Genomic DNA, 12,220 nt, shown 5'->3' on the forward strand with positions numbered 1-12,220 from the left:
TTAATCATACTTGCGTTTTCATAGCGTATGACATGCAATAAACTAACCTAAAACTTATAACTTAATCCTGTATATACTCCAATAAAGAATGGTTTAAAATCACCTGTTGTATTATTGAATGTATTTATTTGATATTTAAATGTTGGTTCAAGATTGATGTTCCATTGTCTTGAAAGACTATAATCCATTCCTAAACCAAAATTGGCACTAAAACTAGTATCATTAATGTTATTAGCTTCTCCAATTAATGCTGAACTTCCATTAAGATCTGCATAAATTTCGTTTTCACTTAGAAAGAACGTACTAAATCCGCCAATAACATTAATCCCAAATTTGGTATCTAATAATCGGTATTCTAATTCTATAGGAACTTCAATAAACCCAAAACGCTGATCTATATTACCGGCAGTTTTTGTGTTAAATAGTTCTGGTGTAGACGATACATTCATCATTTTAGCACTTATAAGTGATACTTGTTCTTCTGAGCTAAATGCAATATTATTAAATGAAGCATCTATACCTCTAGATGCAGTTTCGGGACCTACAAAAGCAAACACATCTGAGGTGGTTTGATTAAGGTTAACACGATTAACGCCAGCTCTAATTTTTAGTTTTTTAGAAATCGCATAACTACCAGCTATACCATAACTCATATTAACATCAGAGCTTTTAGAGTTTTCGTTAAATTGTTTGTCTAATGAAGACCCTTGACCTAAGGAGTTAAAATAAACAGGCGCAACATTTGGGGCAATGCTCCACCTGCTTTGTTCATCTTCTTTTTCTTCTTCATCTATAGTTTCGTTATTTTCTGCAATAGCATTTTCAATGGTCTGTTGTTCTGGAATTTCAATAATTGAATTTTCAGGTTCAGTATCATTTGTTTTGTTCGTATCAGAATTAGATGTTTCGGAGTCTAGTTGTTTAGACCTTGTGTTTTCTGCTAAAGTCGTTTGAGTGTCTTTAATGCTCTTTTTAATAGCAGATTTTTGTTCTGCTTCAGATGCCAGTTGTGTTTTGGTGCCTGTCTTTAAATTAGAGTGAGACGTTTTAGTTTGATTTGCAACTCTGATAGCTGTAGACTTATCAATAACTGTTGATGTATTATTTTGTCTCTGATGAGTTGTATTTATTTCGTCTTTATTAGTGTGGTTAGCAACAGTGTTTGATTTTTGTCTCGACGTAGTAGACGTTGTTAACTGAGTTGAAGAGTTTGATTTTTGAAACGTTTCATTTTCGGAATCGTTTAAATTTGATTTTTGTTCAGCATCTAAATTAGAATCAACAATTGTAGTCGCTTCATCTTTAACTGTCTTAAGATCATTCTGATTTTTATCGGTTAATGTATTGGCATTATCCTTTTCTAATTTGGTTTCTGAATCTTCAGTATTTACTATTGGAAATTCTTGAGCGTTATTCTCGTCCGAACTGAAAACAGTAACGCCAACAGTAAACAACAGAGCAATAGCAGCTGCTACACCTCCAATTTGCCACCAAAGTGCAATAACTCTACGCTTTTTCTTTTTATGAGGAAGACTTTCGTTTATACGATCCCAAATTGCATCATTAGGCGCAACTTCAAAATCTTTAAACTTTTCTTGAAAAAGTCTATCTATGTTTTTTTGATCACTCATTTTTTATAAACTCTGCGATTTTAAACTCGCGTTGTAGGTTTCTATCTTTTCTTTTAAAATCATTCTTGCTCGTGCTAGATTAGATTTTGAGGTGCCTGTTGAAATTTGAATCAATTCACTAATTTCAACATGAGAGTAGCCATCTAAAACATATAAATTAAATACCAATCTATATCTGTCTGGTAATTCTTGAATGATTTTTAATAAAAAATCAATGCTCACATTATCATCATTGATATCTACAGAAACATCTTCAATATTACCTTCGTTAACGATATCATATACGCCAACATCTTCTCTGTAGCGTTGCAATGAGGTGTTAATTGCAATACGTTTTAGCCAACCTTCAAAAGAACCTTTATTATTATACTGTTCTATTTTACTAAAAACAGTTATAAATGCATCATGCAGGTTATCTTCTGCTTCTGCATAATTTTTAGAGTACTTAAGACAAAGCGAAAATAATTTACTTGCATATTGCTTGTATAATTGGCCTTGAGCTTGTACATCTTGTTTAATACAATTTTCTATGAGCTTGTCTAAACTCACATTAGTTAAGGGATTAATTAATAATTAGTCTAATACTGTACTTCCAGGACTTGGTCTCTCGCTGAGAACAGGTACTTCTGCTAAATAATACTGATCTTCACCTTCTTCATCATGGCCTTGGTAAAACTTAAAAAGATACGTTTCTGTTCCTGTAACCATAAAATTTAAACTCACCGTAACTGATTCTTCATCTTCAATACATGATGAATTTGAATACACCGAGTTAATCACTGCAACCGTACGCTCATTTCCATTAATATCATACAAAAAATTGTAAAATTGGTAACAACTTGATGGACGATTATAAGTTATCATAATCTCATAACTTTCACCATGAACAAAGTGTTCTGGTATTTCAATACTTTCTATTGGCATTACTTCTGTACCAACATAGTTATTATCATCTTCAATGCTACATGATGTAAGCATTGAAACAAAAACAAAGACTAAAAGGGCATATCTTTTCATGTGTTTATATTTATATCTTTTATATGGATAAATGTTTGTTCCATAATTAAAAATAATCAATCTCACTATATAGATGAAGAAAACGTAAAAGGGTTGCGTCTAAAATCAAAAAATCCTGATTTTATTCAGGATTTTTTCTTTAATTTTCTATTTGGACTCTTTAATAAGTGTCCTAACCTTCTCTTCTAGTTCATCCATAAGATCTGGATTGTCTTTAATAATCATCTTAACGGCATCACGACCTTGACCCAATTTGGTGTCTCCGTAGCTAAACCAAGACCCACTCTTTTTAACGATTTCGTGTTCTACAGCTAAGTCTAAAACTTCACCTACTTTCGAAATACCTTCGCCATACATAATGTCAAATTCTGCCAGTCTAAACGGTGGAGCTACTTTGTTTTTTACCACTTTAACTCTGGTTTTATTACCCATTACGTTACTATCACTGTCTTTTATTTGGGTAGAACGTCTAATATCTAAACGTACAGAAGCGTAGAATTTTAAGGCATTACCACCAGTTGTAGTTTCAGGGTTACCGAACATTACACCAATTTTTTCACGTAATTGGTTGATGAAAATTACAGTACAATTTGTTTTACTAATTGATGCTGTTAATTTTCTAAGTGCTTGAGACATTAAACGTGCATGTAAGCCCATTTTAGAATCACCCATTTCACCTTCAATTTCACTTTTAGGTGTTAAGGCGGCAACTGAATCAATAACCACGATATCAATTGCACCAGATCTAATAAGGTTATCCGCAATCTCTAAAGCTTGCTCTCCGTTATCTGGTTGAGATATAATTAGATTATCTATATCTACTCCTAATTTTTCAGCATAGAAACGATCAAAAGCATGTTCTGCATCAATAAATGCAGCAATACCACCTGCTTTTTGAGCTTCTGCAATGGCATGAAGTGTTAAGGTTGTTTTACCAGAAGATTCTGGTCCATATATTTCGATAACACGTCCTCTTGGGTATCCACCAACGCCTAATGCAATATCCAATCCTAATGAGCCAGAAGGTATAGCTTCTACATCTACTACAGCCTGATCGCTCATTTTCATTACAGTTCCTTTTCCGTAAGCCTTATCTAACTTGTCTAAAGTTAATTTTAAAGCTTTTAATTTTGCGTCTTTTTCACTACTCATATGTTCTGTTTTCTAAGAATTCCTTATTAATTATAATTCAAAAATACCACTTATTTTAATTAATAACATTTCTCGTTTCAAATTACTACAAATGCAAGTAATGTTTTTTTAATTTTTAAAAATTAGATGGTCTTATTTCAGATTATAAGGTATAAAAAAACCAGAACAATGACATGTTCTGGCTTAATTTATTAAATCGATTGACTTATTTTAGAATAGACCAATATAAGAGGCCTCAGTAGTTCCTGTTTCTAGAGTAGCACCTACAGTATAACCAGTTGCACTTGTAGAACTAGGGTCAAAAATGTAAACATTGCCCGTACCTCCTAAAGATGCTAAAGCCATATATAATTTACCATCTATGACACTGGCCCATTGGTACTGACGTAACCATAAATCTAATGGAATATTCATTTTAACGGCTGTTTTGTTATACACATCAACACGAACAACATCCCAATTAGAACTTTCATTATCTCCTAAATCTGTATTTAATACAGGTACATAACCAATGCCGTTTCCAACGTAAAACCATCCTGTATTTGCTTCTGCATTATGACCTAAAATAGATTTTATATCAAACGTCCCATAAGCAGTATCGTATGCGCCATTGCTAACTTTCATTATGGTTGCATCACCACTTGTTATTAATTGGTAAGTATCTCCGTTCTCATCTTTATGTGCAACAGGTGTTCTGTAACCATTTGTAGATCCTTGTGCTAATGTAGACGTTATAGTCGTTTCGTTTTCTAAAGAAGGATAATCTACGACCAAGGTTTCAACATTATCATAAACCATAGTGCCATTTTCACCTGTTAGGGCGTCAAAAAATCGTTTTGCTACACCATAATATAATTTTCCATTGGTAATTACAGGAGCATCAATTCTAAATGTATGAATGCCTTCCGTGGACTCATCTTCATTATATGGAAATTCAAAAGACGCATTTTCTAAAATACTCATAGTGCTTAAATCAACACGTGCCAATGTTACTGTAGCAGTAGTTTTTACATAAGGAGACGTTTCATCTGTTGGGTCTTCATAAATGTTTTCAGTAGTTACATTGTGTAACATTGCGTAGTTGTCATCAATTTTTGTCCAACGTGGATAAGCTGTTCCCATAACGGCTTGAACATCTGTTGTAGAAACAAAATTATAGTTTTGTCCACTTATATAGTCATATTTAGCAATATCACCACCACCATAATTTAAGTTATATATGGTTTCACCATCATTAGAAGTATATAATCTTGCCGTACGTGTCGATGGAATTTCTTGGCCAAAACCACTGAATGTAAATGTTTTGCTAGGATCGTTAAGTTCTTCTACGGTTACTCCTTGCGCATATGTTTCCGATTCACCAGTTGGACTAGACCCTATGACTAAGTGGTATGGTCTATAAGCAGATTCTGATGATCCTGAAGATGGAGCATCATCTTCACTACATGAAAATGAGGTTAGAGTTAAAGCTGAAACACAGGCGATACTTAAAATAGATTTGATATTCATAATTTTTAAATTAAAGTTGTTTTTATAAGATTGTAAATGAAAGTTTACCATAAAACCCTCTTCCAGGTTTTTGAAGCGCGTAATTATCGAATATTTGATTGTTAAAAATGTTTTTAACATCGAAACTTAAAGTGACTTTATTTTTAGGAAACGTATAAGCAAAACCAGCATCGAAAGACACTTGAGTCGGTATCACTGTTTTTCCAGAACCACCAAGAACACTACTACCTCTAAAAAATTCATTTACATACAATAAATTGGTATAAGTAGATAACATGGATCCTTTTTGAATAAGATTCGGTGTTTTAAATTTTAAATTATAATTCATTGTAAAATAAGGTGTGTTTGCCAATCTTTCATAACTTGGAGTTATTGGATTGCCATCTACATCATACGTTACATTGTAGTCTCTTGCATTGAAAAATGAAGTGTTTCCACTAAAAAACAACTTGTCGTTATAAGTATAGTTTAATGTGAAATCGAAGCCTTCTGTGTAAATTTTACCAATGTTAGAGTTTTCGAAAAATTCCTCATTACTTCCCGTAGGAAATTGCATAATTAAATCTTCTGTATCTCTAATAAATATATTAGATGTGACTCCAAAAGTGTGTTTTTTGAATTTTATGTTATCGTATGTAAAACCTAAATTATAATTATTACTATGTTCTGGTTTTAGATTTACAGAAGCATTTACATTGGCTGCAACATTACCAAACACCTCATTTGCTTCTGGCAGGCGAATTGCTTTTTCAGCAGAACCAAATACGGTGAATTTTGGTGAGAATGTATATGAAATGGCTCCTCCATAGCCGAAGTCGTTAGAGTTGATGTTATTTTCTTCAATGATTATAGTGGAACTTGATGTGTTAGAACTACGTGTTCGTAATTTAGAAGTTCTATCCATATAATAGGATTTCGCAAAAACAGAAGTTCTTAATTTTTCATTGAAGGCTTTGTTTTCAAATGAAAGCGTTAAAATAGATTTTAAATACTCACGCTCTTCTTTTAAAGCATTTTCAGCAGCAGGAAGCATGGGGTCATCAGAATCTCGAGTGAAGGTATTTAGTAAATGATTTAACTGAATAACATTGTTGTCATTGATGTTATAGGCTAAATTAGTACGTGCGTTAATTGTTTCGTCAATATCTTTTTGTAACGTTGGGTCTCCAGCCTCTGCTCCTGTTGCCCAAACATCTGGATCGTTATAATAACTTGTAGGATAGCCCAACCAGCTGTATTGTGTGGCAATGGTGTCTATTGTTTTTCGGTTGAGGCGAGAATATGAGGCAAAAGCACTCACGTCTAAATTTTCTACAATCCCTTTCTTTGCATACTCTAAACTATACATCTTGGTGTTTTGTTCCGTAAATCGGTTACCATAAACAATTTCCATGGTAGCACCAGTTTGAATTTGTTGATCCATGTTAGAAAGTAAAACACCAGCCAAAAATTTATCTGCCCATTCCACATTTGTGTATCCAAATTCAGCCTTTCCACCTTGCGACCTATAGCGATCATGAAAACGTTTCGCGTGTATATATACATCAGGTGTTCCTGCAGAAAGCGCTACAGCGACTTGGTCTCCCCAAACCTCATAATCGTTATCTGCATAGTTTAAAAAGGCAGACCCTCTAGCAGTAAATCCGTTTTTGTGATTTCGGTAACCACCATTAACATCAGCTCTATAGGTACCAAAAGACCCTGCAGAAATAGATGCTTTTAGTTCGTTTTTAGTAATACCATTTAATACAATGTTTATGGCGCCACCCATAGCATCGTCTGACAAATGCGGAGGAACAACACCTTTATACACTTCAATACGCTTAATTAAAGATGGAGGAATACTGTTTAAAGAAAAGGAAGGTCCAAAATTTCGAATAGGAACACCATCAATAAAAATCTTGACTGAATTCCCAGTCATTCCATTTAAGTTGTAATGTGCATGAGACCCTAAACCTCCAGATTGGCGCACTCTTACTCCAGCAGATTGATCTAATAATTCGTTAACCTGAATAGATTGTATGGCAATCTCTTTGGTCTCTATAACATTGACAGCAAAACCTTTTTCTTCAATTTTTTGTTGAACGGTTTTAGATTTTACAAAAACTTCATCTAATGCTGCGACTTCTAATGTAACATTAACCTCTTTGTTTTTTGAATCTAAGGTTACGTCAACAGTTTTTGGTTGCTCATTTAAAGAGTAAAATGCAATCGTATAGTTTCCGTAAGGGATGTTCTTAAAAGTAAAAGACCCATTAATATTAGAGTTAGTTTCTTGTTTTACGTTGTTACCGTTAAGAACAATAAATGTAGACACTGCGGGTTCGTTAGAATCATATTTTACCTTTCCGTAAAAATTTCCATTCTGGCTAAAAGCTGAAACACTACATAAGAATAATATAAAAATAGAAAATACCTTGAATTGCAACACCGTTAAATTTTTGACAAAAATATCCTTATTTTTATTCATTCCAAATAAAAATAGAGTTTTTTGGAATAAGTTTTTTTTATGACTGAATAAAAGTGAGTTATGGCCCAAAAAACCTATCATAATTAAATATTACAACACGGTTAAAATATATCAGTTATTTCTTGATATTATATACGTTATATTCAAGTTTTAAATAATTTATTATCATCATTTTATGATGTGTTTGAGATGCTAAACGTTTTGTGAAAATGAAAAGGAATTATTTTTTTTCAATTTTACGACGCAACCTTTTTACACTTTTTACATCTACTAAATGAAAAAGGAAATAATTGCTATGAAAAACGCTACAACCAACTCTGAAGTTAGCTTTAGAGTTGAGTAGCGAATTTTTTCTAAATGTTTAATTAAAATTAAAAAGGTTAGTAAGATATTAGGTGTTTCAGTTACCGTTTGTTTTCCCTCAGTAATTGTGAAGCCGATGCAGATTAACTTTTTAAGTTAAGTTTTAAGTTAGTAAGTTAATCTTAAAGCACTTTGATTTATCAAGGTGCTTTTTTTTTATGCTTATTTTGAAGCCTTTTCAGCAAAAACGATACCTTTGCAGCTTATTATTTATTCTTTAACCTTAAAAATTAGTATAGCATGCAACTGTACAATAACTTAAGTGCTAAGGAGAGAGCAGAACTTATTGAACAAGCGGGAAAAGAACGCTTAACCATCTCTTTCTACAAGTACGCCAAAATTAACAATACCGAAATTTTTAGAAATCACTTATTTCTGGCTTGGGACCAATTAGAGGTCTTAGGAAGAATCTATGTGGCAACCGAAGGTATTAACGCCCAGCTTTCTGTGCCTGCAGAAAATTTTGAAGCATTCAAAAAACATTTAGATACCATTACATTTTTAGAAAATGTAAGATTGAATATTGCTGTAGAGCACGATAATTTTGCCTTTTTAAAATTGAAAGTAAAAGTGCGAAACAAAATAGTCGCAGACGGATTAAACGATGCGTCTTTTGATGTAACTAACAAAGGGGTTCACGTTAACGCTGAAAAGTTTAACGAACTCATAGAAGACCCAAATACTGTTTTGGTGGATATGAGAAACCATTACGAAAGTGAAATCGGTCATTTTAAAAATGCCGTAACGCCAGATGTGGATACGTTTCGTGAATCTTTAGATTTAATAGAAGAAGATTTAAGAGAACATAAAGAGGATAAAAAACTAGTCATGTATTGTACTGGTGGCATCCGTTGCGAAAAAGCAAGTGCCTATTACAAGCATAAAGGTTTTAAAAACGTGTTTCAGTTAGAAGGTGGTATCATTAACTACGTGCGTCAAATTGAAGCTGAAGGTTTAGAGAATAAATTCTTAGGTAAGAATTTTGTCTTCGATGAAAGACGATCAGAACGCATCAGTGATGATGTTATAGCTAATTGTCATCAATGTGGAGAGCCAGCAGATTTGCATACCAATTGTGCAAATGAAGCGTGTCATTTATTGTTTATCCAGTGTGATTCTTGTAAAGAAAAAATGGAAAACTGTTGTTCTTCAAACTGTATGGAAATAAATAGATTACCTTTTGAAGAGCAAAAAGCATTACGAAAAGGACAAGGTAATAGTAATGATATTTTCAAAAAAGGACGTGCAGACCATTTGCCTTTTAAAAAGGATTTGAGAAATATTTTTGAGACCATGACAACCGATAAAATCTAAATTCCGATGCAAAACATTGAATTAATGGCTCCTGCAGGAAATTTTGAATCCTTGCAAGCAGCTTTAGATAATGGTGCAGATTCTATTTATTTTGGTGTGGAACAGCTTAACATGAGAGCCAGAGCTTCGATCAATTTCACATTAGATGATTTACAAGAGATTGTAAAACGTTGCGAAGCTAAAAACGTTAGAAGTTATCTGACATTAAATACCATAATTTACGATCACGATTTATCAGTTGTAAAAACCTTAATTAAAAAGGCTAAAGAAGCTAATGTCACGGCCGTTATAGCTATGGATCAAGCGGTTATTGCTGTCGCTCGCGAGCATGGAGTTGAGGTACATATTTCTACACAAATTAATATTACTAATATTGAAACAGTAAAATTCTACGCCCTTTTTGCCGATACTATGGTGTTAAGTAGAGAGTTGAGTTTACGTCAAGTAAGGCACATTACCGAGCAAATTGAAAAAGAACAAATAAAAGGGCCTTCTGGCAGATTGGTTGAAATTGAAATTTTCGGTCATGGTGCACTTTGCATGGCTGTTTCTGGCAAATGTTATCTGAGTTTACATTCTCATAATTCTTCAGCAAATAGAGGTGCTTGCAAACAAAATTGTAGAAAAAAATATACGGTTATCGATCAGGAAACTGGTTTTGAAATGGAACTCGATAACGAATATATCATGTCTCCCAAAGATTTATGTACTATCGATTTTTTAGATGAAATTGCAGATGCAGGAGTAAAAGTTTTAAAAATTGAAGGTCGTGGGAGAGCTCCAGAATATGTAGCTAAAGTCATTAAATGTTATCGCGATGCTATTGATAGTGTTAAAAACGAAACCTATAGTAAAGACAAAGTGATTTCTTGGATGCAAGACCTAGAAAAAGTCTATAACAGAGGTTTTTGGAGTGGCTATTATCTAGGGCAAAAATTAGGCGAATGGAGTACAGGTTCGGGTTCTCATGCGGTACAGAAGAAAGTGTATTTAGGCAAAGGCACACATTTTTACCCTAAAGCGAAAATTGGAGAGTTTAAAATTGAAGCTTACGATATTACAGTTGGCGATACGATTTTAATCACAGGTCCAACCACTGGTGCCAAAGAAATGGAGGTTGTTGAAATGATGGCAAATGACGAAAAAACCAACAAAGGAACCAAAGGAGATTTGGTAACTATTCCTATGGATTTTAGAATTAGACCATCTGATAAGCTTTATAAAATAGTTGAAAACAAAGTGGAAGCCTAATGGTGATTGTGACCTTACAACGACAAAAATGTATTGGCTGTAACTACTGTGTAGAAATGGCGCCCAATCAGTTTCAGATGTCAAAAAAAGACGGAAAAACGGTTTTACTTAATGCTAAGGAAAAAAAAGGATTTTATACCTTAAAATCTAATGATTATAGTATTTTAGAGCTTTGCGAAAATGCATCAAAAGCCTGTCCGGTTAATATTATTAGCGTAAAAGTTAATTGATAAACAAGTCTAAAAATGAATATTTATAAGCTATTAAAACTTAACAGAAGGATTAAAAGCCATAGGGTTAAATTCTTTGGTCTTTTTTTGCTACATAAGTTTAATAAGCGCTATTTAGCGGTTAACTTAGATCCCGTTTTAGCTTGTAACTTACGTTGTAAAATGTGTTATTTTACAGATGCTGATTATCTTAAAACTCTAAAAGGGCAATTTAAAGATCCGGATTTAGATTTGGTGGCCAAGTCTATTTTTAGTCGTGCTTTAAAACTTCAAATTGGTTGTGGTACAGAGCCTACTTTGTATAAAAACTTGGAGCGAATTGTAGCATTGGGCAAGCAATATAAAGTGCCTTACATTTCAATTACAACCAACGCTAATTTATTAACAGAAGAAAAGATTGAAGCCCTTTTAAAAGCTGGTTTAAATGAATTTACAATTTCGCTACATGGTGTTACAAAAGAAAGTTATGAGGGCTTTATGAAAAAAGCCAATTATGAAAAATTTCATAGTGTGTTCAATACTTTTAAAGAATTAAAGAAAAAGTATGATTTCAAAGTCAGAATAAATTACACTTTTAATAAAGATAATTTTTACGAACTCAGTGAATTTTTTGATCATTTTGATGCCAAGAGCTTCGATATTCTTCAAATTCGTCCTATTCAAAAAATAGGAAATACAGAATACAACGATTTTGATATTTCTTCATTAGCCAATGATTATCCTAGTCTAATTCAATCGATAAGACAAACCTGCGCCACCAATAACATTATTCTTATGGCACCGAACACCATAACAAAGTTAAATTCTGAAAACCAATCGAGTTTTATATTCGATTATACGTTTTGTTATATTTCACCAAAGAAATTCTGGAAAGATGGCTTTAATTGGCGTGAAGAAAGTTTTAATGACTATTCGAAAAAAATCGGCTGGAGTAAGGAATTATTAGCTAATGTTTTTCGATCTAAAAAAACGATGAAATCACTTTCAAATAAATTAAATTATGAGATTGAATTCACCTAAATGTTACTAGAAACTTTAAAATCAATTGAATAATTAATGCCGTTCCAACAAGTTTTATATTGAATTAAACTACCGTAACGTAGCATTAACAATTCAGAGTCTAGTAAACTCAGTAAATAATATTATCTTTACTCATTAATTATTTATGAATCCTATATCTAGATTTTTTTAATCAAAGTCATCAATTTTTTTTATTTAAGCTTTAAAATAATTTTTCAGCAATTAGAAAAAGTTCAAATGAGCTCAAAATCTAGATTTAATAT

10 protein-coding genes are annotated in these 12,220 nt (G+C 32.7%); 4 read left to right on the forward strand and 6 right to left on the reverse strand.

The features are described 5' to 3' along the window. Nucleotides 1-47: 47 nt before the first annotated feature. The 6 genes from HM992_RS03745 to HM992_RS03770 all read right to left on the reverse strand — a co-directional run bounded on the left by HM992_RS03745 (nucleotide 48) and on the right by HM992_RS03770 (nucleotide 7,779). Entirely contained in the window at nucleotides 48-1,631 is a 1,584-nt protein-coding gene (locus tag HM992_RS03745) for a porin family protein (RefSeq protein ID WP_179318761.1), read from the reverse strand. A gap of 3 nt (nucleotides 1,632-1,634) precedes the next feature. Next, nucleotides 1,635-2,180 (reverse strand): RNA polymerase sigma factor, encoded by a 546-nt coding sequence (locus HM992_RS03750; RefSeq protein WP_179318762.1) that lies wholly within the window; start codon nucleotides 2,178-2,180, stop codon nucleotides 1,635-1,637. Nucleotides 2,181-2,204: 24 nt separating this feature from the next. Further along, nucleotides 2,205-2,648 carry a hypothetical protein gene (locus HM992_RS03755; protein WP_178986341.1) on the reverse strand — a complete coding sequence of 148 codons (444 nt, stop codon included), beginning with the start codon at nucleotides 2,646-2,648 and terminating at the stop codon, nucleotides 2,205-2,207. 147 nt (nucleotides 2,649-2,795) lie between these two features. Next, complete coding sequence (recA, locus tag HM992_RS03760; RefSeq protein ID WP_178986340.1) at nucleotides 2,796-3,800, reverse strand: recombinase RecA; 1,005 nt, start codon at nucleotides 3,798-3,800, stop codon at nucleotides 2,796-2,798. A gap of 210 nt (nucleotides 3,801-4,010) precedes the next feature. Beyond that, nucleotides 4,011-5,309, reverse strand: a complete 1,299-nt coding sequence (locus HM992_RS03765) for a hypothetical protein (protein ID WP_179318763.1) — start codon at nucleotides 5,307-5,309, stop codon at nucleotides 4,011-4,013. 22 nt (nucleotides 5,310-5,331) lie between these two features. Beyond that, nucleotides 5,332-7,779, reverse strand: a complete 2,448-nt coding sequence (locus tag HM992_RS03770) for a TonB-dependent receptor (protein ID WP_229720439.1) — start codon at nucleotides 7,777-7,779, stop codon at nucleotides 5,332-5,334. Nucleotides 7,780-8,382: 603 nt separating this feature from the next. Between HM992_RS03770 and trhO the strand changes: the two genes are divergently transcribed. The 4 genes from trhO to HM992_RS03790 all read left to right on the forward strand — a co-directional run bounded on the left by trhO (nucleotide 8,383) and on the right by HM992_RS03790 (nucleotide 11,957). Further along, nucleotides 8,383-9,456, forward strand: coding sequence for an oxygen-dependent tRNA uridine(34) hydroxylase TrhO (trhO, locus tag HM992_RS03775; RefSeq protein WP_179318765.1), 1,074 nt, complete (start codon nucleotides 8,383-8,385; stop codon nucleotides 9,454-9,456). A gap of 6 nt (nucleotides 9,457-9,462) precedes the next feature. Further along, entirely contained in the window at nucleotides 9,463-10,707 is a 1,245-nt protein-coding gene (locus tag HM992_RS03780; protein ID WP_179318766.1) for a peptidase U32 family protein, read from the forward strand. Further along, on the forward strand, nucleotides 10,707-10,937 hold the full coding sequence (locus HM992_RS03785) for a ferredoxin (RefSeq protein ID WP_178986335.1): 231 nt from the start codon (nucleotides 10,707-10,709) through the stop codon (nucleotides 10,935-10,937). The genes HM992_RS03780 and HM992_RS03785 overlap by 1 nt, the downstream gene beginning before the upstream one ends. A gap of 87 nt (nucleotides 10,938-11,024) precedes the next feature. Beyond that, nucleotides 11,025-11,957 (forward strand): radical SAM protein, encoded by a 933-nt coding sequence (locus HM992_RS03790; RefSeq protein ID WP_229720440.1) that lies wholly within the window; start codon nucleotides 11,025-11,027, stop codon nucleotides 11,955-11,957. Nucleotides 11,958-12,220: the final 263 nt, after the last annotated feature.

This window comes from Winogradskyella helgolandensis, from assembly GCF_013404085.1.
Taxonomy (GTDB): domain Bacteria; phylum Bacteroidota; class Bacteroidia; order Flavobacteriales; family Flavobacteriaceae; genus Winogradskyella; species Winogradskyella helgolandensis.